General features: G+C 47.3%; 26 protein-coding genes. 21 read left to right on the top strand and 5 right to left on the bottom strand.

Annotation, left to right across the window (positions count from 1 at the left end; translation table 11 throughout):
* The first annotated feature begins 78 nt into the window (after nucleotides 1-78).
* On the top strand, nucleotides 79-1254 hold the full coding sequence (gene fabV, locus LCF57_RS11390; RefSeq protein ID WP_226000785.1) for an enoyl-ACP reductase FabV: 1176 nt from the start codon (nucleotides 79-81) through the stop codon (nucleotides 1252-1254).
* A gap of 127 nt (nucleotides 1255-1381) precedes the next feature.
* Here the strand turns inward: fabV and LCF57_RS11385 are convergent, their stop codons facing one another.
* Complete coding sequence (locus LCF57_RS11385) at nucleotides 1382-1585, bottom strand: hypothetical protein (RefSeq protein WP_226000784.1); 204 nt, start codon at nucleotides 1583-1585, stop codon at nucleotides 1382-1384.
* Nucleotides 1586-1752: 167 nt separating this feature from the next.
* On the opposite strand from LCF57_RS11385, the gene LCF57_RS11380 reads away from it, so the two are divergent.
* The 4 genes from LCF57_RS11380 (at nucleotide 1753) to LCF57_RS11365 (ending at nucleotide 6936) form a co-directional block, all read left to right on the top strand.
* Nucleotides 1753-2904 carry a sn-glycerol-1-phosphate dehydrogenase gene (locus tag LCF57_RS11380; RefSeq protein WP_226000783.1) on the top strand — a complete coding sequence of 384 codons (1152 nt, stop codon included), beginning with the start codon at nucleotides 1753-1755 and terminating at the stop codon, nucleotides 2902-2904.
* 196 nt (nucleotides 2905-3100) lie between these two features.
* Nucleotides 3101-4198 carry a GntR family transcriptional regulator gene (locus LCF57_RS11375; protein ID WP_226000782.1) on the top strand — a complete coding sequence of 366 codons (1098 nt, stop codon included), beginning with the start codon at nucleotides 3101-3103 and terminating at the stop codon, nucleotides 4196-4198.
* Nucleotides 4199-4531: 333 nt separating this feature from the next.
* Nucleotides 4532-5242 carry an L-ribulose-5-phosphate 4-epimerase gene (araD, locus tag LCF57_RS11370; RefSeq protein ID WP_226000781.1) on the top strand — a complete coding sequence of 237 codons (711 nt, stop codon included), beginning with the start codon at nucleotides 4532-4534 and terminating at the stop codon, nucleotides 5240-5242.
* A complete protein-coding gene (locus LCF57_RS11365; protein WP_226000780.1) occupies nucleotides 5239-6936 on the top strand; it encodes a ribulokinase in 1698 nt (565 codons plus the stop codon). The genes araD and LCF57_RS11365 overlap by 4 nt, the downstream gene beginning before the upstream one ends.
* A 211-nt stretch (nucleotides 6937-7147) precedes the next feature.
* Here LCF57_RS11365 and LCF57_RS11360 read toward each other — a convergent pair whose 3' ends face one another.
* Entirely contained in the window at nucleotides 7148-7732 is a 585-nt protein-coding gene (locus LCF57_RS11360; protein WP_007429779.1) for a helix-turn-helix domain-containing protein, read from the bottom strand.
* Between the two features lie 182 nt (nucleotides 7733-7914).
* Here LCF57_RS11360 and LCF57_RS11355 point away from each other — a divergent pair, with 182 nt between their 5' ends.
* The 13 genes from LCF57_RS11355 (at nucleotide 7915) to LCF57_RS11295 (ending at nucleotide 16906) form a co-directional block, all read left to right on the top strand.
* Nucleotides 7915-8748, top strand: coding sequence for an RHS repeat domain-containing protein (locus LCF57_RS11355; RefSeq protein WP_226000779.1), 834 nt, complete (start codon nucleotides 7915-7917; stop codon nucleotides 8746-8748).
* Nucleotides 8749-9294: 546 nt separating this feature from the next.
* On the top strand, nucleotides 9295-10422 hold the full coding sequence (locus LCF57_RS11350) for a polysaccharide deacetylase (protein ID WP_226000778.1): 1128 nt from the start codon (nucleotides 9295-9297) through the stop codon (nucleotides 10420-10422).
* Nucleotides 10423-10648: 226 nt separating this feature from the next.
* Nucleotides 10649-11074 carry a holin family protein gene (locus LCF57_RS11345; protein WP_226000777.1) on the top strand — a complete coding sequence of 142 codons (426 nt, stop codon included), beginning with the start codon at nucleotides 10649-10651 and terminating at the stop codon, nucleotides 11072-11074.
* 81 nt (nucleotides 11075-11155) lie between these two features.
* Nucleotides 11156-11443 carry a Dabb family protein gene (locus tag LCF57_RS11340; protein ID WP_226000776.1) on the top strand — a complete coding sequence of 96 codons (288 nt, stop codon included), beginning with the start codon at nucleotides 11156-11158 and terminating at the stop codon, nucleotides 11441-11443.
* 24 nt (nucleotides 11444-11467) lie between these two features.
* Complete coding sequence (locus LCF57_RS11335) at nucleotides 11468-11908, top strand: DUF86 domain-containing protein (RefSeq protein WP_226000775.1); 441 nt, start codon at nucleotides 11468-11470, stop codon at nucleotides 11906-11908.
* Nucleotides 11909-11916: 8 nt separating this feature from the next.
* Nucleotides 11917-12564: a helix-turn-helix transcriptional regulator gene (locus LCF57_RS11330; protein ID WP_226000774.1), complete on the top strand. Its 648-nt coding sequence runs from the start codon at nucleotides 11917-11919 to the stop codon at nucleotides 12562-12564.
* Nucleotides 12565-12661: 97 nt separating this feature from the next.
* A complete protein-coding gene (locus tag LCF57_RS11325; RefSeq protein ID WP_226000773.1) occupies nucleotides 12662-12988 on the top strand; it encodes a YtxH domain-containing protein in 327 nt (108 codons plus the stop codon).
* Between the two features lie 209 nt (nucleotides 12989-13197).
* Nucleotides 13198-14007: a glutamate racemase gene (gene racE, locus LCF57_RS11320; RefSeq protein WP_318840674.1), complete on the top strand. Its 810-nt coding sequence runs from the start codon at nucleotides 13198-13200 to the stop codon at nucleotides 14005-14007.
* Nucleotides 14008-14125: 118 nt separating this feature from the next.
* Complete coding sequence (locus LCF57_RS11315) at nucleotides 14126-15382, top strand: M14 family metallopeptidase (protein WP_226000772.1); 1257 nt, start codon at nucleotides 14126-14128, stop codon at nucleotides 15380-15382.
* A gap of 136 nt (nucleotides 15383-15518) precedes the next feature.
* Nucleotides 15519-15785, top strand: coding sequence for a hypothetical protein (locus LCF57_RS11310; RefSeq protein ID WP_226000771.1), 267 nt, complete (start codon nucleotides 15519-15521; stop codon nucleotides 15783-15785).
* 209 nt (nucleotides 15786-15994) lie between these two features.
* Nucleotides 15995-16297, top strand: coding sequence for an iron-sulfur cluster assembly accessory protein (locus LCF57_RS11305; RefSeq protein ID WP_226000770.1), 303 nt, complete (start codon nucleotides 15995-15997; stop codon nucleotides 16295-16297).
* A 23-nt stretch (nucleotides 16298-16320) separates the two neighbouring features.
* Complete coding sequence (locus tag LCF57_RS11300; protein ID WP_007429791.1) at nucleotides 16321-16542, top strand: DUF1450 domain-containing protein; 222 nt, start codon at nucleotides 16321-16323, stop codon at nucleotides 16540-16542.
* Nucleotides 16543-16636: 94 nt separating this feature from the next.
* Nucleotides 16637-16906, top strand: coding sequence for a hypothetical protein (locus LCF57_RS11295; RefSeq protein ID WP_226000769.1), 270 nt, complete (start codon nucleotides 16637-16639; stop codon nucleotides 16904-16906).
* A gap of 102 nt (nucleotides 16907-17008) precedes the next feature.
* On the opposite strand, the gene LCF57_RS11290 is transcribed toward LCF57_RS11295, so the two are convergent.
* Nucleotides 17009-18991 carry an LTA synthase family protein gene (locus tag LCF57_RS11290; protein ID WP_226000768.1) on the bottom strand — a complete coding sequence of 661 codons (1983 nt, stop codon included), beginning with the start codon at nucleotides 18989-18991 and terminating at the stop codon, nucleotides 17009-17011.
* Nucleotides 18992-19229: 238 nt separating this feature from the next.
* On the bottom strand, nucleotides 19230-20390 hold the full coding sequence (locus tag LCF57_RS11285; RefSeq protein WP_226000767.1) for a THUMP domain-containing class I SAM-dependent RNA methyltransferase: 1161 nt from the start codon (nucleotides 20388-20390) through the stop codon (nucleotides 19230-19232).
* Nucleotides 20391-20561: 171 nt separating this feature from the next.
* Between LCF57_RS11285 and LCF57_RS11280 the strand changes: the two genes are divergently transcribed.
* The gene (locus tag LCF57_RS11280; protein WP_226000766.1) at nucleotides 20562-21206 is read left to right on the top strand and encodes an O-methyltransferase; all 645 of its coding nucleotides are present in this window, start codon (nucleotides 20562-20564) and stop codon (nucleotides 21204-21206) included.
* A gap of 109 nt (nucleotides 21207-21315) precedes the next feature.
* On the opposite strand, the gene LCF57_RS11275 is transcribed toward LCF57_RS11280, so the two are convergent.
* On the bottom strand, nucleotides 21316-22536 hold the full coding sequence (locus LCF57_RS11275) for an MFS transporter (RefSeq protein ID WP_226000765.1): 1221 nt from the start codon (nucleotides 22534-22536) through the stop codon (nucleotides 21316-21318).
* Nucleotides 22537-22767: 231 nt separating this feature from the next.
* Between LCF57_RS11275 and hemE the strand changes: the two genes are divergently transcribed.
* Together hemE and hemH are read left to right on the top strand one after the other, a co-directional pair.
* Entirely contained in the window at nucleotides 22768-23814 is a 1047-nt protein-coding gene (gene hemE, locus LCF57_RS11270) for a uroporphyrinogen decarboxylase (protein WP_226000764.1), read from the top strand.
* Nucleotides 23815-23847: 33 nt separating this feature from the next.
* Nucleotides 23848-24789 (top strand): ferrochelatase, encoded by a 942-nt coding sequence (gene hemH, locus LCF57_RS11265; protein WP_226000763.1) that lies wholly within the window; start codon nucleotides 23848-23850, stop codon nucleotides 24787-24789.

The raw sequence follows: 24789 nt of genomic DNA, 5'->3' as shown, positions 1-24789 counted from the left end.
GCTATTTTACTATATAGTTATGACTGAACAACCATACCATCTATATTAAATGAATGCCTAAGTAGGGGGACCCTTGCAATGATTATTAAACCGAAAATCCGTGGTTTTATATGTACGACTGCGCATCCTGCAGGGTGTGCGACTCATGTCAATCGTCAAATCAATTACATCAAAGACAGCACGGCAATACAAGGAGCTAAAAAGGTACTCGTGATCGGAGCATCTACAGGCTATGGGCTGGCTTCCCGCATTGCTGCGAGCTTCGGTATGGGGGCTGATACCATAGGTGTATCCTATGAACGTCCCGCTTCAGAGGGACGTACGGCTTCAGCAGGCTGGTATAACACTGTGGCCTTTGAAAGAGCGGCCAGAGCGGCTGGCTACATAGCGGAAAGCATTAATGGTGATGCTTTTTCTCATGAAATTAAGCAAGAGACGTTGAAGCTGGTAAAGGAAAAGCTGGGCAAGGTAGACTTGATTGTGTATAGTGTCGCCTCACCGCGGCGCACACATCCAGATACGGGTGAAACCTTCAATTCCGTTCTCAAGCCCATCGGGCAGCCTTTTACGAATAAAACGGTGAATACGAATACAGGTGTCGTATCAGAAATTACGCTGGAACCGGCTACGCAGGAGGAAATTGAGAACACCATCACGGTAATGGGTGGCGAAGATTGGTCCTTGTGGCTAAAAGCGTTGGAAGAAGCTGACCTGCTGGCTGAAGGGGTAACCACACTAGCTTACTCATATATTGGTCCGGAGATCACGGAGGCCATTTATCGTAAAGGAACCATTGGTCAAGCCAAAAACGATTTGGAAGCCACAGCGCATACGTTAACGAAACAACTGGAGCGTTATCAGGGTAAAGCCTACGTTTCTGTGAACAAAGCTTTAGTTACACAATCCAGTTCGGCTATTCCAGTTGTACCTCTGTATATTTCCTTACTGTTTAAGATTATGAAAGAAAAGGGATTACATGAGGGATGCATTGAGCAGGCGCAACGTCTGTTCGAAAAGCTGTATAGCGGGTCAACTGTGGAAACGGACGAAGAAGGGCGCATTCGTCTGGATAACTGGGAAATGAGAGACGATGTGCAGCAAGCAGTCAAAGCTGCCTGGTCCGAGATCACTACAGAAAACGTGTCTGAACGGGGTGATCTTGAACAATACCGTCTGGATTTCCTTCAATTATTTGGATTTGGATTTGAAGAGATTGATTATGAGCTGGATGTCGATCCAGAGGTTCACGCTTAATTAACAAATAAATATGAGTCAAATAAAAACGGGTACTCTCAAGCGCTGCAAATGGCTTGTAAGTACCCGTTTTCTATGTATGCAGATAGATGCAAATTACGAGTTGCTCATCCCCGCCTACTTGAATTTATCGGGAATTGGACGTAGAAAGCGACTTACGGTGAAGCAAGCGAAAAACGGCAATGGTGATGATGATTCCAGCAACCCCAAAGACGGTGACAGAAGTCAGAGCTCGATAGGCTTGCCAGCCGAACAAAAAAGCAATCCCGCTGCCAAATGTAGTACCTGCCAGTAATCCAAGCGAGCAGGCAATGTCCGCTCTATATTTCATTATTATTTTCCTTTCTTAATGTATGAATTAAATATTAACTTGTACTTTTTCTCTGGACTTGGGTATAAACTTGTGCGTACAATTAAGTAGTAATTGTTTTCAAACTGAATCTTTTATCATTATGGGTCATTCTTATGCAAATTATTCCTTTTCAGGAGGCTGATGAAATGAATATGAATGAGCAGATCAAGCAGTGGAACGAAGAGGCGCAGGCAAGCAATGCTGATCACCCTCACCGAAAGGTTGAATTGTTGATCGAGATGCGGGATGGAGCACTTGAAGCCGTTGTCCCTTATTTGAACCAACAGGATTATCGTCATGTAACTCTAGTAGAGGATGAGAATACCTCGGTAGCAGCAGGCCAAAAGGTGGCTAAGCTGATACATGAGGCAGGGTTGACGGTTGATGTGGTCCAACTGCCTCCGAATGCTGTGGGAGATGTCATTGCTGATGAAACCTATATTATGAAGGTACTGCTGGGCGTGAAAGATCAGAGTCAGGCTGTACTGGCTGTAGGCTCCGGTACGATTCACGATCTGGTTCGCTTCGTATGCTATAAAATGAATCGTCCGTTCTTGTCCATACCGACGGCCGCTTCCGTGGATGGTTTTACCTCCGCAGGTGCGCCGCTGATCGTAGACGGCAGCAAGCAGACGTTTCAGGCGGTTCCGCCGGAAGCGATCTTTGCGGATCTGTCCGTGCTGGCGAGTGCACCACAGACGATGACTGCCGCAGGCTTTGGCGATATGCTCGGTAAATTCACCTCATTAGCAGATTGGCATGTATCCAGAGATTTGGGAAATGAGCCGTATTCACCCGTGGCTAACCGCATTACCGAGGAGGCTTTACGTGCCTGTATAGAGCATGTCGATGAGATTGCGGCAGGCAGCAAGGCAGGCGTCGAGGTCTTGATGAATGCACTGATTGCATCCGGTATTTCGATGCTGATGATCGATCATTCGCGCCCAGCTTCGGGGGGAGAACACCATATCTCCCACCGAATTGAAATGGATTTTATTGCAGAGGGACGCAAGCAGGTTTTGCATGGTGCCAAAGTGGGCGTAGCTTCCGCTTTGCTGTCTGACATGTACAGGGAATTGGCTGCCAGCCTGGATGTGGAGGCTTTTAAAGTATATCGGACTTTGCCTACATCGGAACAGATGCGTACATGGCTCGCTCAGGTCGGTGGTCCATCTACTATTGCCGAGCTTGGGGTGACGGAGGAACAGCTTGCTCGTGCTTTGCGCACGGCCCATACTTTGCGTGACCGCTGTACTGGACTCAAGTATATGAACGAACATCGACTGCTTCGTTCGTAATATGCAGCATGAATACCAATCGTCTATAGATAGTTAGCCAAGCATATGTAGCAAGGAGGGGATTAGCGAATGGGTTTCGCCTCCGGCAGCTATACAACGATGCCCTGCTCCCATAACATTTGTATGTACAAATGAACGATATGCTATAATCGTGCAATACGAACGGGTACACGATATTGCAAGTACGGAGGAAACTATGGCGCCCAAATATATACAAGTTAAACAGGAAATTTTATCATGGATTCATTCATCCAAACTGGAGCCTCAAAGCCAGCTTCCATCTGAACATGAAATGTCTGAGCAATTTGCGGTTAGTCGGCAAACGGTGCGTCAGGCGCTCGGCGAGCTGGTACAGGAAGGCTGGCTGTTTCGCATGCAGGGCAAGGGAACCTTTGTCGCGACACGGGATAGTAAGCAACCTGAAGATCCGCGGACGATTGGGGTGGTTACGACCTATATATCGGATTATATTTTTCCCTCTATCGTACAGGGAATCGAATCCAAATTAAGCCGTCAAGGCTACAAGCTGCTGCTGTCCAGCACAGGGAATGACCCCGAGCAGGAACGTCAGTGTCTGGAAATGCTGCTGAGTCAACCGCTGAGCGGAATTATTATTGAACCGACCAAAAGCGGGGAGCGCAATCCCAATCTGAATTATTACTTGACCGTGGAGAATCGCCAGATCCCTTATTTGATGATCAATGCACGTTATGAGGAAATGGATGCGCCTTGTCTGCGTGTGGATGATGAAAAGGGTGGTTTCTTGGCGGCTGAGCATTTAATCAAGCTGGGACACCGACGTTTGGCTGGATTTTTTAAAACCGATGATATGCAGGGAATTTTGCGTATGAAGGGATTTGTGGCTGCTCACCGCAAGTATGGGGTGACATTACACCCAAATGCAGTCACTACTTACCGAACCGAAGAAAAAAATGAGCTTCCGTTACAACGTGCATCAGAGCTGCTAGCGATGGAAGCAGAGGAGCGCCCGACCGGATGGGTGACATATAATGATGAGCTGGCTGTTCGATTACTGGATATTGTACGTTCGGCGGGTCTGAGCATTCCCAATGATTTATCGCTGGTTGGGTTTGATGATTCATTTTTGGCGACAGCAACGGAAATCAAGCTAACGACTATTCGGCATCCCAAGGAAGAATTGGGGCTGCGTGCTGCCGATACTATGCTGTCGATGATTGAAGAGAAGGGCTACCGTGAAGAGGATCGTCAGTGGATTATACCGCCTGAGCTCATTGTTCGCGAATCCACCGGGCCAGCTCCAGGAAATGCCTAGGGACATGTAAGGACAAGTTAGTGAATATACAGCTTCTAACCTGCATATTTTATCGGTATGGTTCTCGCCACACTTCTCGTCACACCAAACAGCCTGTTTTCTGGATTGCAGAAAATAGGCTGTTTTTACTATGTTTTTTCTGAAAATAGGCGTGGAAATTGATCAAGAAAAGAGATAAAAAAAGACTGGCTAAGTTGTACGTACAAGTGTATAATGAAAGCGGAACCAAGGATAAAGGGTCGCTACGACCCTCCTGTCATTTTCCATTTGAAGTTGGGTTCAGTCACTTCCATTGCAGATTTCAGAAATGATAGTAAAAGGAGTGTCTTATACATGTTAGAACAATTGAAAAAGGAAGTGTGGGAGGCCAATCTGGCGCTTCCAAAGCATGGTCTGGTTACTTTCACGTGGGGAAATGTAAGCGGTATCGACCGGGAACAGGGATTGGTTGTTATCAAGCCAAGCGGTGTGGCCTATGAAGACCTAAAAGCCGAGCAGCTGGTTGTGCTTAATCTTCAAGGCGATGTTGTTGAAGGTGACCTTCGTCCTTCGTCAGATACGCCTACACATTTGGCGTTGTACCGTGCTTTCCCGCAAATTGGAGGCATTGTGCACACCCACTCTTCCTGGGCTACAAGCTGGGCGCAAGCAGGGCGCGCGATTCCGGCATTAGGCACAACTCAAGGTGACTATTTTTATGGCACGGTTCCATGTACTCGTGCGATGACTTCGGAGGAGATTGCCGGGGAATATGAGCTGGAGACAGGACATGTGATCATTGAGACATTTAAGGATATTAATCCAACCGACATTCCAGGTGTACTCGTGAATCAACACGCGCCGTTCACTTGGGGTAATAATGCCAATGATGCTGTTCATAATGCAGTTGTGCTGGAGGAAGTAGCCAAAATGGCATACCGTTCCCTTATCCTGAATCCGGAATTAACCTCGATGGATCAGGCGTTGCTGGATAAGCATTTTCTGCGCAAGCATGGAGCAAATGCCTATTATGGGCAGATGAAAAAGGAGGAGGCACACAAATGAGCAAGTATACCATTGGTGTCGATTATGGAACGGAGTCCGGCCGTGCGGTCATTGTTGACCTGTCGAACGGAGCTGAAATAGCTACGCATGTAACACCTTATCGCCATGGGGTTATTGATGAAGTATTGCCTGGTAGCGGACGCAAACTGGAAATGGACTGGGCGCTGGAGCATCCGGCTGATTATATTGAGGTGCTGACCACTTCTGTACCTGCTGTTATGAAGGAAACGGGTATTTCTCCGGACGACATCATCGGGATCGGAATTGATTTTACGGCCTGTACGATGCTACCAATCGACGCACAGGGGCAACCGCTGTGCTTTGACGAGAAGCTGAAGGATAACCCGCACAGTTGGGTAAAGCTGTGGAAGCACCATGCCGCACAGGATGAGGCGGATCGTTTGAATGAAATTGCTTCGCAGCGCGGAGAGGCGTTTCAGCCCCGCTATGGAGGGAAAATTTCATCCGAATGGATGATCGCAAAAATTTGGCAAATTCTGAATGAGGCACCAGACATTTATGATCAAACCGATCGTTTTGTGGAAGCGACCGACTGGGTTATTTCTCAGCTCAGTGGCGAGCTAAAACGCAATCAGTGTACTGCTGGCTACAAGTCCATTTACCATCACCGCGATGGTTATCCGGACCGTGAATTTTTTAAGGCGCTTGATCCGCGTCTGGAAAATCTGACAGATACGAAGCTGCGTGGCGAGATTTATGACTTGGGTAGCCGTGCGGGTGGATTGACAGAAGAAATGGCTGCAAAACTAGGGCTGAATCCGGGCACAGCGGTAGCAGTAGGGAATGTGGATGCACATGCGGCCGTTCCGGCAGTAGGCGTCGTTACACCAGGCAAGCTGGTGATGGCGATGGGAACTTCTATTTGCCATATGCTGCTCGGCGAGGAAGAAAAAGAAGTAGAAGGTATGTGCGGTGTCGTAGAGAACGGAATTATCCCGGGCTACTACGGATATGAGGCTGGACAATCGGCAGTAGGAGATATTTTTGCATGGTTCGTAGAGCATGCGGTTCCGGCTGAGGTAAAGGAGCAGGCCGCTGCAGAAGGCGTAAACGTCCATGTATGGCTGGAGCGTAAAGCGGCTGAATATAAACCGGGTGAAACCGGATTGCTGGCGCTGGACTGGTGGAACGGTAACCGTTCTGTGCTGGTGGACACCAACCTGACAGGGCTGATTGTCGGGTATACGCTGCTGACGAAGCCAGAGGAAGTGTATCGTACATTGCTGGAAGCAACCGCGTTCGGAACACGTAAAATTGTCGATGCGTTCCATCATAACGGTGTGCCGGTAGACGTATTGTACGCGTGCGGTGGATTGCCGCAGAAAAACCGTCTGCTGATGCAAATTTATGCTGACGTAACCGGACGTGAAATTAAGGTCGCAGCTTCTACCCAAACTCCTGCACTGGGTGCGGCCATGTTCGCGGCCGTGGCTGCGGGAGCTGAGGCTGGGGGATATGACGATATCGTCGAAGCAGCGCGCCATATGGCACGTGTACGGGACGAGAGCTTCAAACCGATCCCTGAGAACGCTGCCGTCTACGATAAGCTGTACGAGGAATACAGCCGTCTTCACGACTATTTTGGACGTGGAGGCAACCCGGTCATGAAAAAGCTGAAGGCCATCAAGGAAGAAGCAGGACGCTCATCTGAAGCGGCAAGCACTCATTCTTAAGAAGCTAAGAACATATAGACTTAGAAGCCTCGTGAGGTTCTATGGTATTTAAAAAAGCACAGTACGCCGAGAAATCGGCAGACTGTGCTTTTTTTGCTTGTTATATTGTGTGAATCACATGATGTGAAAGTCTCATCAAATGAAAGATGGTAATGCGTTCCTTTCAAAGACTTTCATGAGAAGTACAATAGTTTCGTTTCAATGGACATTTTTACTTTTTCAGCATGGCATCAGCAAACAAAATGGATTTTGGAATACGGAAAAACTGTTCCGCCTGATCCTGGAAGGTTTGCGAAGGAACGGTACCCTGGTGCAACCATTTTCGGAATGTGCCGGGATGAACGCCAATCCAATGACTGACATCGGTCACCGAAATATCATGAACCATGCATAGACCCGCCAAGATCCGATTTTTTACCGGAGAACGAGTTACAGTCCGTTTCATAAAACGGGACGGCGCTGGTTGACAGATGAGCGGTGAACGCCGAACAACCTCTTCGTTAAACAGAATATGGTGCGGATAACCAAGTGTATTACACGTCTTTTCCAGATTGGTGTTGCCAGGAATACGGCCCTCATATACCCACGCGCTGACACTGCGTGAGGAGATGGAAAGCTCCTCGGCAAGTTGGGACAGTTTAATGTCATTCGCCATCAGAACGGCAAGCAGAACGCGATTGCGTACTTGACAGCGTGTTGGCTTGCGAAAACGTTTGACACGCACACCTTTTCCCAAATATTTGCGATTGATCAGAGACCACGCCTGAATGGAATGTTTGTCTTGTTGTTTAGGCATATACCCTCCGATTTTTTTAAACACATACTACTATACCCGAAGGGGGCTTTGCAAGTGGCTCTTCTCCCGATTTTCTTTTAATCCCATGGGCTTAACCGGTTTATGGAAAATAAGGTCCATTTGGCCTATAAAAATGGAAGCTTAAGGTGTCGATATATTAAAATGTGACGTTTTTTATGGAAATGGAGGTAATATATTCTAACGGAACAACAGACCAATTTGGATATGATCCGTCAAACCGAATTGCCAGCGAAGTCGCAGGTGAGAAGAACAAGACCTACGGCTACGATCCGAATGGAAACCGAAGCGCCGAAGGCAGTGGCAAAGTGTTCGGTATCGAAAGCGCCAGTTATGGCTATGATTCCGTCAGTCGTCTAACCCATGTGAGCGGTGAGGGCAAAGAGGTCGGATACAGCTATAACGGAGACGGGCTGCTATACGAGCGTACAGAGGGCGGCAAAACGACTCGGTATTACTATGACGAAGAAGCGAAGCTGATTGCGGAAGCCGAAGTCCAAGGTGGAACAGCCAAGATCACCTACGCTTACGTGTATGATTTGTCCGGTCAACTGTGGGCCAGACAAGACAAGGCAAGCGGGCAGTTGCAATATTATCATCTCAACGGTCACGGTGATGTGGTACGCCTAAGTGATAGTTCGGGCAAGGAACTTAACAGCTACAGCTATGACATCTGGGGCGGCCCGGAGACGGTCAAAGAGACTGTTCCAAACGTGCTGCGTTATGCTGGCGAGTATTGGGACGGCACGACTGGGCTTCAGTACCTGCGGGCTCGCTGGTACGATCCGGGTACAGCATGTTTTATGGGCGAGGATACGTATCAGGGGGAGATCAGCGATCCGCAAAGCTTGAACGGGTATGCGTATGTGAAGAATAATCCTTTGAGGTTTATTGACCCTAGTAGACATATTCCTACTGCGATGGAAGCCGCCGAAATGGCAGACAATATCTATGATGCAAAATTATATATTAGAAGAAAAAAACTTTTAGGTGGTTGAATACTGCAGGATATTATACCAGGTTCAGAGGGATTAAAAATAGGCGTATATTTAAGAGTCAAGAAAAACGGAAACTGCATTTAGCGGATGCGGATCGTGAAATGCTTCAGCGAACAAGCAAAGCGCGTACAGAAGAATTCCGACGGGTTAAGAATTTATCAATCCAATGAAGAATATGATCCGATGATGTAACAAGGTTTATTAATGAAAGAATAGTTCTAGTTCCACCAAAAGAATTTATTAATCGCTTGTATTCTTCTTAACTCAGTCGATTTATTCACAACTTTGTAACTTCTCTGGCAAGAGGGGTTGCGAGATTGTTTTCAAATTGTTTTACTATGTTTACTTACTATAGTCTGGTAATCTATTAATATATATGGGGGACGAAAAGACGTTCGGATTCAGTCGGTTGAGATGCGTTTATGTTCTAAATGTTGAGTGGATGTCTATATTGCCATGTCTATATCGTCATGTCTGTATAACTTCATAGACAAGCTAGAGAAAGCTCCCGCAGATAAAAAAATACAGCACAGGATGGTGTAGTGAATGAAGCTTTTAAAAGTTAAATGGATGGCAGTGTGCTTGATGGCAATCTGTTGTTTGGGTCTACTGGGCATACATACGAATACAGCGAGCGCGCAAGCAAAGGCTCCTTTGCTGGGAGTCAATGATGTGTTACTAGATTCCAATACAATTGAGCCAGTGATGAAAAATGATAAGCTGTATGTACCTATCGTTATATTAGGGCAAAAGATGGGCATTTCTGCTTCGGCGAGCGGGAACACACTGATATTGACGGGACATAACCGCAGCTTTACGCTGAGTTTGACCGAGGGTGATGTTTTTGAACGTGGAGGACGTACAATGGTGCCGATTCGCACTTTGACAGATGCGTTTGGCTTTACCATTACGCTTCCATCAAGTAATTTGTATCGAATTCAGAATGCAAATGCAGGCTTGTCCGATGCACAATTTGTGAATAAGTTTGCGGCAGAAATTAAGCAGCAGGCGGCTACCAAGCCAAGTAACGCAGGCAATAAAGGGAATGTTTCCTCATCCAGCCGTACGATTTATTTGAGCTTCGATGATGGTCCTACAGCGCACACTTCGCAGCTACTGGATATTTTGGACAAATATAATGCCAAGGCTACTTTCTTCATGCTAGGACCGGAAATTCGTCAACATAGTGCGGTGATGAAGAGAATGGTAGAAGAGGGGCATGCTCTGGGCTTACACGGAATGAGTCATCAGGTAAAGAAAATCTATGCGTCTCCTGCAGCAGCACTTGCAGAAATGAATCAGGATAATGAAATTTTATTTCAGGCAACTGGGAAACGCACTTCTTTAATTCGTACGCCTTATGGCAGCAAACCGTACTTAAAGAAAGCCTACCGCGACCAACTGACGGGTGCAGGCTATCATATTTGGGATTGGAATATAGATTCTAATGATTGGCGTTATACCAAAAATCCCGAGCATTTTGTAAAAACCGTTTTAAGTGATATTCGAAGATTGAAAAAGCAAGGCAGAACACCAGTCGTTCTGATGCATGATAAGCCATCTACGATCAAGGTGCTTCCACAAATCATGGCTGCTTTGCAGAAAGAAGGCTATTCGTTCGAGCCGTTGAATAACAACCTGACTCCGCTTAATTTTTGGAATGATCATCGTTAATTAAACAAGCGTTATGTTGCCCAAAAAGGAAGTCAAGACACCTTTAAAACCAGGTATTTAGGGTTTTAAGGGTGTTTTTTTGTTGTGGCTATCTGGTGAGTCCATGAAGTTCATAGCTTGATTCATATGAATCTATGAATTCACATCCTGTTCAGGTCATATGACTTTACGGGTTGCTGCGTCACTGCATATATTACAGTAACCGCCCCGAGAAGGAGGAGCAGGTATGAATATTAATCCAAGTATGTTTAGTGTGTTTTGTGCTACCACAGGAGCCATTATTACGTTTGCTTTTGGGGGCTGGAATCAGCTGATGGTGCTATTCACCGTTGCCATGGCTGTGGATTATGTGACAGGAGTTGCTGCAGCGATTAAGACCGGACAAGGTCTGAGCAGCAAAGCTGGTTTTTGGGGGTTGACGAGAAAGGCTTTGATGCTCATGGTGATTTCTTTGGCACATCATGTGGATCTCTTGATGGGTACTGAAATCATGAAAGGAGCGGCGACGTATTTTTATTTATCCAACGAACTAATCTCTATAACGGAAAACTGTTCACGAATGGGTCTGCCACTGCCGCCAAAGCTCAAAAATTTTTTTGCTCTGCTGAAGGACAAGGAGTCTGACGGGAAAGATGGAGGAAAAGATCGTTAGAATTACAAAGCTTCTTTCCGTATGTGGGGCGTTATGATAAAATTTTCAAGAGAACATTTTTAAGATAAGGAGCCTATACGCATGATTAAACATATTGTTTTGTTCAAATTGAAAGACCGCTCCCCTGAAAGCATTGAGCATACGGCATCCATTTTGCGTAGCATGAATGGCAAAATCAAAGAATTGCTGTCGCTCGAAGTAGGTACGGATGTGATTCGTTCTGAACGATCTTATGATATTTCCCTTACAGCTGTTGTCGAAACACTGGAGGACCTGCAAACGTATCAGGTACACCCTGTACATCAGGAAATCATTGCACACATGAATGAAGTGAAGGATGTTTCAATCGCAGTTGATTATGAAATCTAGAGCGATGATTGGAGGTGCAGTAACTTGTATTATGTCAACCGGGAACAAATTGAGCTTCGCCTAGAAGCCGTTCCCGACATTGCCGCAGGGCTCCGCCATATATCTGCCACCTGGAACGGTGATTTGTTGCAGGGTTTGGTGCAGGAGCGCTGCCTTCATCTGGCGATTGAGACGGTAACGGACGTAGGAAGCTATATCATTGACGGATTTATTATGCGCGACGCCAGTAGCTATGAGGATATTATCGGTATCATTCATGAAGAAGGCGTAATGGATGATACCGTATTTCATTCGCTGTTGGAGCTGGTATCCTTGCGTAAACCCTTAGTACAGGAGTACTTCCATTGGGACCGGACAAGCCTTCACCCGCTTACACCTAAGCTGCCTGAGTTGCTGGAGCATTTCGTATTAAGCGTGCATGACTATTTAAATAAGGAATTGGGTCCGCAGCCCGAGGGAGTGTAAAGGCAAAAGTGACGGATAAGTATATCGTACCCGAAATGCCCACCAGGCGCATGATCTTAACACTATTGAAAACCCAGGGACCTGTGGGCGTCGGAAGCTTGGCAGCTCAATTAGGCATTACAGAAATGGGGGTGCGCAGGCATCTCAAATTGATGGAGCAGGATGGGCTGATCGTTGCTACGATTGTGAGACAAGCGATGGGACGTCCGACGTTTTTGTACAGCTTGAGCGAGCAGGGAAGTGAGCAGTTTCCTCGCAATTATGATCATCTGCTGCTGGAACTGTTAGAGGAGCTGGATGAAGAGCAGGGAATGGAAGCCGTTCACTCTCTGTTTGATGGTAGAAAACGCAAAATGATGAAGCGGTACGCTCCACACATAGAAAGTGAGACTACACTGGCTTCACGTGTGGAAAAGCTTTCAGGCATTCAGAACGCTTCCGGCTATATGGCAGAGTGGCGCAAGGAGAAGGATGGTAGTTACTCTCTTGTGGAGTACAATTGTCCGATCTCTCAAATTGCAGGCCGCTACCGCAAGGCTTGCGAATGTGAACAGCAAATGTTCGAGGAACTCCTTGATGCTGAGGTGGTCCGTGAGGATTGTTTGGCGGATGGAGGCCGTTGCTGCCTGTACCGTATTCGCTCACGAAAAAAGTAAAAGTTTTTCTGGCTTGTTCCCTGTATCATGACAAGCTCTCCGTGCTTATAATGCACTAACAGATGGGCATACGCCCGGGCACAAGGGAGAGATGATGATGAAGGAGAACTACAAAAGCTTTATCCGTGGCGCGTTGGCAGGTAGTTTTGCTGGTTCGCTTGCTGCGTTGCTATTAGCCCCCAAGTCAGGTCGCGAGCTGCGTCAGGATATTACAGATCAGGCACGTCACGTGAGCGATAAGGGACAGGAGCTTGCAGGGAAAATTTCAGATACCTCAATCGAGTATACCGACAAGATTAAGGAAGCGGCCTCAGCCGTCATTCATGAAATTGGGCAATGGCGTAAAAAAGACGCCGGAATTATTCAGGAGATCAGCGTTTCATCTATTCCTGTTCAAGAGGATACAGAAAAAGATGCTCTGTAATGGTCTGTAAGCGCTGGATGAGATAGCTGAATATCGATTGGATTCGCGGCTTCTCCCTTTAGGGTGGAGCCTTTTTATTGCTCATTTCATCGTTTTAGGGTAATCTTCTGGGGTACCTTTTACATGACTGCGACATAAGGTATGTAGCAACGGATAGCTTCCCGAGAGGGAACAACTTATATTTGAACAAAAAAGGAAGCGGTGTGTACGTGCAGCAAGCGATTGCAATATTGGATTCCGGTGTAGGAGGTCTGACGGTTGTCAAAGAAGTCATGCGTCAGCTTCCGCGGGAAAAAATCATTTATTTTGGAGACACAGCGCGCACCCCGTATGGCCCCCGACCATCGGAAGAGGTTAAGAAATTTACGGAGCAAATGGTTGATTTTCTGATTCAGTTTGATCCGAAAGTCATTATTATTGCTTGCAACACGGCAACAGCCGCGGCATTGGACTATATAAGCCAAAAGGTGTCCATACCGGTGATCGGAGTTATCCATCCCGGGGCTCGTGCTGCAATCAGCGCAACCGCTACCGGACATGTCGGGGTGATTGGGACTGTGGGTACCATCCGAAGCGGGGCCTATACGGCTGCGCTCAAGCAGTTATCTCCCTATGTCGAAGTAGTGAGTCACGCTTGTCCTGCGCTTGTTCCTTTGGTGGAACAAGGACAATTCCGTTCGAAGACGACATCGAAGATTGTGGAGGAGTCGCTGAAGCCCATTCAAGCGTATCCAATTGATTGCCTGATTCTGGGTTGTACGCATTATCCTTTTTTAAAGGAAACGATTCAGGAAGTGATGGGCCCTGCGGTGAAGCTGATTAGCTCGGCAGACGAAACGGCCCGTGAGACGAGTACCATTTTGTACAACAAGGGCAGGTTGGAGGCAGGGGATGAAACGCCGGTGCATCAGCTTTTCTGCTCCGGCGATCCGGAGCTGTTTCAGCGTATAGCCGCCCAGTGGCTCGGGGAGCAAATTCGGCAAACGCCTGTCGTCTGGCAAGTGACCAATCTGGATTGACGAGACAACCGTCTTTTTTGTCATTGGACAAAAGAAGACGGTTGTTTTGCTTTTCGCTACATCAAGACACGCAGCATCTGCATAACATGCATTAAGGCAGATGGAAGGGGCGTAGAAGATGAGGGAGTATATCGTTCAAAAAGGAGATACAATACACCGGGTCGCCTCGGCTTTTAAACTAACGGCGGATACTTTGATCGCAGATAATCCGTGGGCCGCCACTCAACCCTACCTGATTTGTGGTCAGGTGCTATATATTCGTCCGTCAATGGATCGTAAATATGTTATTCAGCCCGGTGAGTACGCAAGACAGATTGCCAAGCAGTTTGGTGTGGAGCTTGATGAGCTGCGGCTGGTCAATCCCGGACTTGCGGAGCATGAGCTTGTGGAGGGACAAACAATTGTTATTCCTGATGGCCATCAGGATCAGATTGTACGGTTGCGTGGAGAGTATGGATATAAGGATTTGAAGGAAGACATTGCGGCCTTGGTCCGCAGGTATCCGTTTATTGAAGTTGGCAGCATCGGCACAAGTGTCATGGGGAAGGATATCCCCTATGTACGCATTGGGAGGGGAACGCGGAAAATTCACGCCAACGCCTCTGTACATGCTAATGAATGGCTGACGACGCCTTGTTTGCTGCGTTTTATAGAGCAATATGCGCAAGGAATTAGTACTGCTCGGGAACAGGAAGAAAGAGAGCTTCGGGGTGAACGAGCGAATCGAGAGGGGACTTTACCATGGGTGTATGGTGGTTCTCCGCAGGACTTGCTGGAGCACACCTCGTTATGGGTGGTACCGATGGTCAACCCGGATGGGGTTGAGCTGGTGCAGCAGGGCGTGCTTCCGGATCATCCGATGTATCAAGACCTCCGAAAATGGAATGAAGGACGCGCTGATTATCGGGGGTGGAAGGCGAATATTCGTGGTGTCGACCTCAACGATCAATTTCCGGCGTATTGGGAAGAGGAGGTACGTAGACGTGGCAAAACAGGACCGTCTCGAAGAGACTATGCTGGGCCTGCACCTTTATCTGAGCCAGAATCCAGGGCGCTTGTCGATCTGACGGAGCGCGAACAGTTTGATATGGTGTTATCCATTCACAGTCAGGGACAGGAAATCTATTGGAATTATCGGGATCTGGAGCCAAAGGAGAGCAGAGATTTGGCCTTGCGGCTAGCTGCCGTGACAGGATACCGGGCGGTAAAGCTCGGAGGGAGCGATGCAGGCTACAAGGACTGGTTTATACAGCGGTTTGGTAAACCGGGTTTTACGGTTGAGGTCGGACTGGGCGTAAACCCGCTGCCCATGCGAGATTACGACGACATTGCTGCAGAAGTGGGTATGTTAATGGCAGCAGTGCTGTCATGGTAAAAGACTAAGCCATCTGAAACGTAATGATTCATTCGTACGTATGTAGGGGGAACACGTTCGAATAAAGTGTTCCTTTTTATGTATCCCTTTAACGGGTAAATATACTTAGGAGCATTGGAAATGGAGTGAACAACCTATGAAGTGGAAAAGATTACTGTCTCTCCGTCAATGGTCTCATGTATTTCGGCGTATGCCCCGGTTGATTACAACTTCGAAGATTCCTTGGAGTGAAAAATTACTTTTTGCCGTTCCTGTGTTGCTTTATTGGGTGCTGCCTGATGTTATGCCCTTTATGCCCATCGATGACATTGGGGTGACGCTGCTGCTCATGAATTGGTTTGTAACCCGTGCCGAACGTAAGTATCCCGGCGTGCTTGAAAAGCAGCATGTACGTGTTCGGTAGACGTAAACTTATGAATTTCGTGATTGCGATTTTACGCGATTTTCTTTACAATAGGAATATTGACTTTTGTTATGCTGCCATTTACCTATTTCTCTTTGAGATAGAGGCTAATCATTTGTAGTTGTTGATTTTACCTGCTAGGTTGTGTGGTGTGATTGGTATCCCAAAGGCCACATTTCATTTAATGAATATGAAGGAGATGAAGTTACATGAATTGCAAAATTACTCGTAACGCAGCTAAAGTATTGAAGCTTGAACTGGATAAGGCAGAGAACCAGGGAAAGAGCCTGCGTGTTGTCATTACTCATGCTCACGGAGATCATGCTCATTACGGGCTTGATTTGGACACGCCTAAAGAAACAGATACTGTAGTATCTACGGATAAAGGTATCGATGTTATTTTGGAAACCGGTCAGCCACTGCTGGATGGTGTGAAAATTGATTACTTGTACTTCCCCGAAGAAGGATTTGTCATTACTAACCCTTCCCAAGGTAATCACGGCGACCACTAGGCCGGAGCACGGAGGGATGACATATGGCCAATGATATTCGCGTATGTGATGAATGTAATCATATTCGCTTGAAAACGATCTTGCCAAAATTACAAAAAATGGCACCGGATGCCGAGATCAAAATCGGCTGCAAATCGTATTGCGGTCCTTGTGGGAAACGGGCGTTTGTGTATGTGAACGGACGTTATGTGAGTGCGGCTACAGAGGATGAAGTCTTGGAAAAGGCTGCGCGTTTTATAAAATAGCTCGGTGCACAGCATTCACAACTTTTTGCATAGTTCCCCTTCTTCTGATCCATGCTAATGGGTGTAGACCACTGCGCAGAAGGAGGAGTGACTCATGGCCCAGTATGATTCCAATCTCGACGATCACAGTGTCGAGGCTCAAACGCAAAACGCGGTGGACAAGCTCCACAATGCCGTGTCTCAGGCATTGTCGCATCCGGCTGAGCAATTGATTGAGCAGGCGGAGCAGTCTCGCACTCATGCGGAGAATGCCATAGAGCAGGCGAAAGATAGTCTTGGTGACGATGCAGTGGAAGTTGCTGAGGAAATGCTAGGTGAAGAGGTAGGGCGGCTTGAACAGGCGAAAAAGACGTTGCGTTCCTAAGCATTCGTCATTGCAAGTGTGCGTAGTCTAGCGACTGTGAAAACAAAAATCCCGATCAACAGCACTTACAGGCTGATTGATCGGGATTTTTGTTTTCCCTCGTCACTTATTCGTTTGTGATTCCCACTGGCGAATGAGGTCGTACGTGATGACCTGATCGGAGATGTTCAACCGATTGAGAGCTTCAGTATATCCCGGTCCGCAGGCATTCACATCCGTAGGCTGGCCTGTAGATAGGTTGTAACAGGTTCCCTTGGAGAACATGCCATCCTCAGATGGAATGTAGTATACTCGACCGTCCGTGAAGGCACCAGTGCGCAGCACAACCATGCGCGGCTTTCCGCTAAACAGATCGTTCCCCATAAAATGATAGGGTTTGGTAGAAATTCCGAGCAGATGCATCACAGAAGGCGTCAAATCCAGTTGGCCTGCCGGTTCTGTATAGGTTCCCGCATGACTACTGTCAGGAAGATGCACAAGCAACGGCACCTGGTTCATGATCTTTTGCATATCCAAGTCTGTGAGTGGCTTGCCCAAAAACTTTTCATACAGTGTCTTATCTTTAATGGAATTGTCATGATCTCCGTAGAACATCAGGACCGTATTGTCCCACAAACCGTCCTTCTTCATTTGATCAACCAGTTCGCCCAATGCTTCATCTACATAATGGACGGATTTTAGATAGTCTCCGAACATCGTACCTTCGAACTCGCCGACATCCAGATCTACTGCGTCAGGGGACAGGTTGTACGGATGGTGGCTGGAAATACCAACCATATAGGCATAGAACGGTTGTTTGACTTCGGAAGTGAGATCATTGAGCGTTTGGCGGAAGAAGGATTTGTCTCCCAGTGACCAGCCCAGTGGCTCATCTATTTTAAAATCTTTTTTACTGTAGAACTTATCATAGTTCATCGCCTTATACATCGTGTAGCGGTTCCAGAAGCTGCTGTCGTATACGTGAAACGCATTTGGACTGTAGCCAGTATCCTTCAAAATAGAAGGCAATGTATCGAATTTGTGGTCTGCATAACGGATAAATACTGAACCCGTAGGTAGCGGATGTAGTGAAGCGTGTGTAGAAAAGTCCGCGTCCGAGGTACGGCCCTGTGCAGTTTGGTGAAAATAATTGTTGAAATACATACTTTCCTTCATCAGCTTGTCAAAGTTAGGCGTAATCGCTTGACCGTTGATCTCTTTGCCGATAAAAAAGTTCATGAACGCTTCAGCCTGAATGACCATCACATTTTTGCCCTTATACTTGCCGGACAGATCATTTTTCACCTGAAGCAGCTTCTGGTGTTGATTAAACCATTGCTTGTCCTTGTCGGATTCCGCTTGAGCCAATGTAGGCTGGGTTCCAAGATGATCCTGACCATAGCGGTAGACATCATATCCATGAAATCCGATCAATCCGGTTACATTGTACAAGGCCATTGACCACCAATTACCGACAAATATGCCGGTTGCCCAGGTTGAGGTATAATATTTGATCGGTCCAAAGGTGAGGATGTAGCCGATTAGGAAGGCCAATGCGCCTTTGGAGAAGCGAAGCAGGAATCTCTTGGTGAGCGAGCTTCGGGACGTTTCCACGTAAGGATCAGGTGTTGTATACCGACGCCGCAAGGAAGCCACGAATATCAGATATGGAATGAACAGAATCCAGTCTGCAAAAAAGAAAATATCCCACCAGTACATCAGGGATGCGATGCTTCCCCCCAGAGAATCAACTTGTCCGGCTTGAAGCAAGACGGGAATCGTAATGAAATCCTGAAAATACCGATAATAAACCATGTCGGAATAAATGAGCGCGGTGAGCAAAATATCGAGCACCACCAGCGCAACCAGACGTCCGCGACTTGGTAGCCACAAGGTCCAGAAACTCACAAGCAAGAGTGAACCCATTGCGATGACATAATCCAGCGGATTCATATCAATATTTTGGGCATGCAGGTTATAGTGAATCAATACGAGCTTGCCAATCATAAGTACAAAAAACAGCCCCAACCCGAAATATCGGGACAGCAGTAATCTGCTGAACATGTTACCAGTGCGACTTGCACTGGCCGTGCGAATAACCAACACTTTACCCCCTCCGGCAGAAATGTTCGGCTAGTATAAACTATAGATTAACGTAATGTTAAAACCGAAATGCCTTTAATAATTATAGCGCTCATCTGGCGCATTTCAATGATTTAGTAAAGAAAATACAGCATTTTCCTTTCGGTCATAGATGCAGCGGTACAATTTATTAGGCTGAGCAAGCACAAACCAGGCCAGGAGTCGAACGGAGAGTTCGTTTCCTGGCCTGAACTTCATCTATTTAGGACTGTGACGGCGAAATATCTTTGCGACGCGGAGGTAGAGGGCCTAGATACTGATAGTATTGGCATTCAATCCGGCCGTTAAACAGCTTGCGGCGCTTGTCCGCCTTGCGGCCCCAATAATGCTCAAATTGCTTGGTGGAGCTGATGGCAAAGAAGGACCAGGTCTTCATTTCGGCTGCCGTGCGTGCGAGTGTACGAATCAGCTTTTCCACTTCGGGTTGCTCGCTCAGTCTTTCGCCATAAGGTGGGTTGGTAATCATCACACCATATTGGCCCTCGAGTCTGACCTTGCTTGCAGGCATCACCTTCAGTGAGATGTCTTTAGCGAAGCCTGCAGCTTTCACAGCCGCCTCAGCAACTTCGATGGCACTTGGGTCAATATCGCTGCCTGCGATCTCAAAAGGAATATCATCGCGGGTCAAATCCATCGCCTCGTCGCGAGCTTGATTCCATAATTCTTTGCCAAGGACAGGCCAGTTTTCGGAATTAAAGGTGCGTCTCAGACCTGGCGCAATATTCCAGGCTTGCATGGCGGCTTCGACCAATAAAGTACCAGAACCGCAGCACGGGTCGTAGAAGGGTCGATCCGGGCTCCAGCGGCTAAGCTGAATAAGAGCAGAAGCCATCGTCTCTTTGAGAGGGGCCTCTGTAACAAGTTTGCGGTAGCCGCGTTTGTGCAGCCCTGGCCCAGTCGTATCAAGCGTCAGCAATGCACGATCATTCAATAGAATGACCTCAATGACGTAACGAGGGCCGTCCTCGGCAAACCAATCTGTGTGGTAGGTTTCCTTGAGCTTTTCTACAATGGCCTTCTTGACGATTCCCTGACAGGCTGGTACGCTACTAAGCTGTGATTTGTGCGAACGTCCCTCCACGGGAAACTCACCATCTACAGGAATCCAATCCTGCCATGGCAATGCTTTGGTGCCCTCGAACAGCTCGTCGAAGGTAGTTGCGGCAAATTCACCCATTTTAATAAGAACGCGATCTGATGTGCGAAGCCACAGATTACATCGACATATATCCATATAATCTCCAGAAAAAACGACGCGGCCATTCTCGACGGTCAGATTCTCATACCCGAGTTCTCTGAGCTCCCGGGCCACGACGGCTTCAAGTCCCATCGGCGCAGTTGCAATTAGTTGCAGTTGAGTCATTAAACGTATTCACTCCGTCCCCATAATCATGTAAGCTTGGTTCAATCCCTATAGTATAGGTCATTGTACACAAAGAGACAAATTAATCAGGCAAATCATTCAGACAAATCATTTACGAAGGACACTGTGTTCAACCTGCGTTATGATAAAAGCAAGAAGGAGAGATGAAACATGAAAATTACACCGAATATGACGCCTGAACAATATGTAGACCAACTGGTGCAGGAGGATGAAGCGCTGCGCGGCATCAGGGAGGCCATCATTGGAGAGGGGATGCCTGAGGTATCGGTTGCCCATCCCTACGGCAAGCTACTGACTTTTTTAATTGAGGTGTCCGGCGCACAAGAGGTATTGGAAATTGGCGCACTGGGCGGATACAGCGGATTATGTCTGGCTCGTGGGCTGGGGGAAAAGGGACGAATTGTATCCTTGGAGCTGAAAGAAGCTTATGCGCTACTTGCACATAAGCATATGAAGAACAACGGTTACGGTGATTGTGTTGAATATCGTATTGGACCTGCAGCGGACAGTTTGCAGGCACTTCAGGAAGAGGGACGAACCTTTGACTTTTTTTTCATTGACGCGGATAAGGAGAATTACCCGGTATATTTGGAATATGCAATTGCTCTGGCGAAGCCGGGTGCCATTATTGCCGGCGATAACTGTTTCCTTCGTGGACGTACGCTGAATACAGATAAAAACGGTCCTGCCGTACAGGCCGTGAGACGCTTTAATGAAACGATCGCTACAGATCCGCGTCTGGTCAGTACGCTTTTGCCAGCCTATGATGGTTTAGCACTAGCGAGAGTAAAATAGCACACAGCCTCCCATCTCTATAGCTGCACAAAAAGAACCTCCTTGTCCACAGCAACGTGGAGGGAGGTTCTTCTCTGTACCGTAATTCTAATCCCACCGGAGGGTTGTCTTACCTGAAATCATGCGTGGTCTTATGATTATAAAGCTTCATACGTACCCAGATGATGTTGACGATCAGTAGGGCGCCTGACATGATGAACAATCCTTCGATACCGATAAACCCAGACAGTACCCCACCAATGACAGCTCCCAGCATATTCCCTAGTGCAAGCGAGCTAGTATTGAAGCCGAAAGAGCGACTTTCCATACCTTCCGGTGTATACGTGCGAATCAGCGCATTTACACTGGGTAACAGACCGCCCATAAACACACCCATGAAAAAGCGGATAATGACAAGTTGCCAAACTTCATTGACAAATGCCTGTGGAATGAGCATAACTGCTGTTCCCAGCAGGGAGATGGTCAAAATTTTGTGCGCTCCTACCTGGTCACTCAATCTTCCAAGCAGCGGTGCAGCCACCATATTGGATACGCCGGTAATGGCCGTAACAAACCCGGCAATCAGTGCGATGCCTTCTGCGGAGCCATATAGCTTCTGCACATACAACGGTAGTAGTGATACTGTGCTGATCATGGCAAACTGGAGCAGGAAGGTTACAGTAAACAAAGCTGGAAGCTGAGGCGTATGGCTTAGCTCCTTTAGCCCGGCAAGTACCGAAATTTGCGGAGTGCGTGCGGCTTCCGCTTTGCTGAAGTTTTCTTTAACCAGAAACATTGCAATTAAAGAGGCGAGGAAAATAAGAGATCCTGTAATGTAAAAGATCGGTCTGAACCCGACCCAGTCAGCCAAAAAGCCACCTAGCAGAGGGCCAAGAATCGTACCAGCCATTTGACCAGACTGCATAATGCCCATAGCGAATCCAGTTCGCTCTTTAGGCGTGGTACCCGAGACCAGAGAAATGGAGGCTGGGTTGAAGCCCGAAATGGTACCGTTCAGCAGACGAAGTGCCAACAGTTGCCAAGGATGGGTGACCAAGCCCATGCATCCGATTACTAGGGCCATACCGAAGCCTGAGCGAAGCAGCATGACCTTGCGCCCATATCGGTCAGCCAGCTTGCCCCACAAAGGCTGGAATATAAATGAGGTCAAAAAGTTAGCGGCAAAAATAACTCCGGCCCATAGACCGATATCGTGCTCTCCCTTTACATGGAGGTCATGAGCCAGATACAGGGCGAGGAACGGAGTTATCATTGTAATACCCGCATTGACCAGAAACTGACCGAACCAAAGCACAATGAGGTTGATTTTCCATGTCTCCCACGATTTCAATGTGCGCTCACTTCCTTTCTGCCATTCTCATCCTGTTGTAATAAATGTTCATCCATATATAATTACCCGGAGCTTTAAAAAAGCCATTCCTCTAGTATAGCACACTTCATTGAAACTTTATCCAAATGTCATGGGTTTGTCATGGTTTGTTCGAGAGCGGCGGTTGTTACGACTCTTGAAAAAGGGCATAATAAAATATAGTATGTATGATTCGAACTGGAGGCTGAAGTCATGACCTACAATGATACCTTTATTCGCGCTTGCCGCAAGCAGGCTGTGGATCATATTCCCGTATGGTACATGCGGCAGGCCGGAAGGTATGACCCTGAGTATCGCAAAATTAAAGAAAAATATACGTTGCTAGAAATTTGCCGCCAGCCCGAGCTGGCCGCCGAAGTGACTTTAATGCCCGTGCGCAAGCTTGGGGTGGACGCTGCTATTTTATATTCTGATATTATGAATCCGGTAGCCTCGCTTGGGGTTGATTTTGATATTGTTAAAAATATTGGCCCTGTTATTGAAAATCCGATCCGGTCAGCTGCGGATGTAGACAACCTGCGCCCGATTGATGTGGAACGCGATCTGAGTCATATTTTGGAAACGATTCGTATCTTGGACCGTGAGCTAAAAGTGCCATTAATCACGTTCGCTGGAGCACCTTTTACAATTGCGAGCTATTTAATAGAAGGAAGACCATCTAAAGGATATATTCGTACCAAAGCGATGATGTATGGAGAGCCTGAACTATGGCATCGTCTGATGGATAAGCTGGGGGATATGGTGATTACATACGTGCGTGCCCATATCGCTAACGGCGGTAAGGCATTTCAATTGTTTGATAGCTGGGTAGGCGCGCTTACGCCTTATGATTTCCAAACTTTTGTCCTACCGACCATCACACGTATTTTCCATGAGTTGTCCGATCTGAATGTACCTAAAATTTATTTTCCAGGTGTAAGCTCCGGTGAGTTGCTCCCGCATTTAAGGGAGTTAAAAGCCGATGTGATTGGACTGGACTGGCGGGTAAGTATACCTGAAGGACGTCGTCGTCTGGGGAACGGTTTTGGTGTGCAGGGAAACCTGGACCCTTATGTGCTCACTGCCCCAATAGATGTGATCAAGCAGTATGCAAAAAAAATCGTAGATGAAGGAATACTGGAGCCAGGATATATTTTTAATCTGGGTCACGGGTTATTTCCTGAAGCCTCGCTAGATAAGCTAAGAGAGCTTACCGAATATGTACACGAGTATTCCCGCTCCGTTATATCAAAGAATTAATACATTAAGTAATATTCAAGGGGTGATCTGTAAATGAAAACCAAAGTGGGTGTTCTGGTTATGTCCTACGGGACGCCGGAGAGTCTGGATCAGGTCGAGGCCTATTATACACATATTCGTCGCGGTAATGCCCCCTCACCGGAGCAGTTAAAGGAATTAAAAGACCGCTATGAAGCTATTGTGGGCGGTGTTTTTCCACTGCGTCAGAATACGGATCGCCAGGTTCAAAATCTGCAAGAAACCTTAAATCGGGAGAATCGCAACCCGGACATTGAATTTATTTGTTACCAGGGACTCAAACATGCCAAGCCGTTTATTGAGGATGGTGTGGAAGCGATGGTGCAGGATGGCATTCGTACAGCGGTGGGTGTCGTGCTGGCTCCGCATTATTCCGTTATGAGTGTAGGTACTTACATTAAGCGTGCACAGGCCAAGGCACAGGAGCTGGATCTGGCCATATCTTTTGTGGAGAGCTATCATCTTCATCCCAAGCTGATTAAGACGCTCACCGAGCGTGTGAATGCCAAGCTGGCGCTTTTTGAAGAAGCAGGGGCCAAACGTGATGAGGTTCGTGTTCTGTTCAGTGCGCATAGCTTGCCTGAGCGGATTGTGGCTATGGGTGATCCTTATGTGGAGCAATTAATGGCTACTTCGCAGGCTGTTGCGGACAAGGTGGGAATTACCAACTGGCAATTTACGTGGCAAAGCGCGGGTCGCACAGCAGAGCCTTGGCTGGGGCCTGATATTTTGGATACCATGCACAGTCTCAGGGAAGAGCAGGTAGAGTATGTACTCGCTGCGCCGGTTGGCTTCGTATCCGATCACTTAGAGGTGCTATACGATCTGGATATTGAAGCGCAGGCTTTGGCGAAGGAGCTGGATATGCGTTTTCAGCGCATAGATTCACTCAACAGTGATCCGCTGTATATGGAGACGCTTAGTGATGTCATCATAGACCAATGGAAAAAGGGATGA

Source organism: Paenibacillus sp. BJ-4 (assembly GCF_020404765.1).
Lineage (GTDB): Bacteria > Bacillota > Bacilli > Paenibacillales > Paenibacillaceae > Paenibacillus.
The sequence above is the reverse complement of the archived record's forward strand: the minus strand, read 5'-3'. Positions and strand labels throughout refer to the sequence as shown.

Bases quoted from the DNA above. Each gene is read 5' to 3' on its own strand.
- LCF57_RS11325 (WP_226000773.1), top strand. From the start codon at position 12,662: ATGAAGGAGAACTACAAAAGCTTTATCCGTGGCGCGTTGGCAGGTAGT.
- LCF57_RS11355 (WP_226000779.1), top strand. From the start codon at position 7,915: ATGGAGGTAATATATTCTAACGGAACAACAGACCAATTTGGATATGAT.
- hemH (WP_226000763.1), top strand. From the start codon at position 23,848: ATGAAAACCAAAGTGGGTGTTCTGGTTATGTCCTACGGGACGCCGGAG.
- LCF57_RS11345 (WP_226000777.1), top strand. From the start codon at position 10,649: ATGAATATTAATCCAAGTATGTTTAGTGTGTTTTGTGCTACCACAGGA.
- LCF57_RS11310 (WP_226000771.1), top strand. From the start codon at position 15,519: ATGAAGTGGAAAAGATTACTGTCTCTCCGTCAATGGTCTCATGTATTT.
- LCF57_RS11375 (WP_226000782.1), top strand. From the start codon at position 3,101: ATGGCGCCCAAATATATACAAGTTAAACAGGAAATTTTATCATGGATT.
- LCF57_RS11285 (WP_226000767.1), bottom strand. From the start codon at position 20,390: ATGACTCAACTGCAACTAATTGCAACTGCGCCGATGGGACTTGAAGCC.
- LCF57_RS11295 (WP_226000769.1), top strand. From the start codon at position 16,637: ATGGCCCAGTATGATTCCAATCTCGACGATCACAGTGTCGAGGCTCAA.
- LCF57_RS11300 (WP_007429791.1), top strand. From the start codon at position 16,321: ATGGCCAATGATATTCGCGTATGTGATGAATGTAATCATATTCGCTTG.
- LCF57_RS11315 (WP_226000772.1), top strand. From the start codon at position 14,126: ATGAGGGAGTATATCGTTCAAAAAGGAGATACAATACACCGGGTCGCC.
- LCF57_RS11340 (WP_226000776.1), top strand. From the start codon at position 11,156: ATGATTAAACATATTGTTTTGTTCAAATTGAAAGACCGCTCCCCTGAA.
- LCF57_RS11360 (WP_007429779.1), bottom strand. From the start codon at position 7,732: ATGCCTAAACAACAAGACAAACATTCCATTCAGGCGTGGTCTCTGATC.
- LCF57_RS11380 (WP_226000783.1), top strand. From the start codon at position 1,753: ATGAATATGAATGAGCAGATCAAGCAGTGGAACGAAGAGGCGCAGGCA.
- LCF57_RS11280 (WP_226000766.1), top strand. From the start codon at position 20,562: ATGAAAATTACACCGAATATGACGCCTGAACAATATGTAGACCAACTG.
- hemE (WP_226000764.1), top strand. From the start codon at position 22,768: ATGACCTACAATGATACCTTTATTCGCGCTTGCCGCAAGCAGGCTGTG.
- LCF57_RS11350 (WP_226000778.1), top strand. From the start codon at position 9,295: ATGAAGCTTTTAAAAGTTAAATGGATGGCAGTGTGCTTGATGGCAATC.
- fabV (WP_226000785.1), top strand. From the start codon at position 79: ATGATTATTAAACCGAAAATCCGTGGTTTTATATGTACGACTGCGCAT.
- LCF57_RS11305 (WP_226000770.1), top strand. From the start codon at position 15,995: ATGAATTGCAAAATTACTCGTAACGCAGCTAAAGTATTGAAGCTTGAA.
- araD (WP_226000781.1), top strand. From the start codon at position 4,532: ATGTTAGAACAATTGAAAAAGGAAGTGTGGGAGGCCAATCTGGCGCTT.
- LCF57_RS11385 (WP_226000784.1), bottom strand. From the start codon at position 1,585: ATGAAATATAGAGCGGACATTGCCTGCTCGCTTGGATTACTGGCAGGT.
- LCF57_RS11365 (WP_226000780.1), top strand. From the start codon at position 5,239: ATGAGCAAGTATACCATTGGTGTCGATTATGGAACGGAGTCCGGCCGT.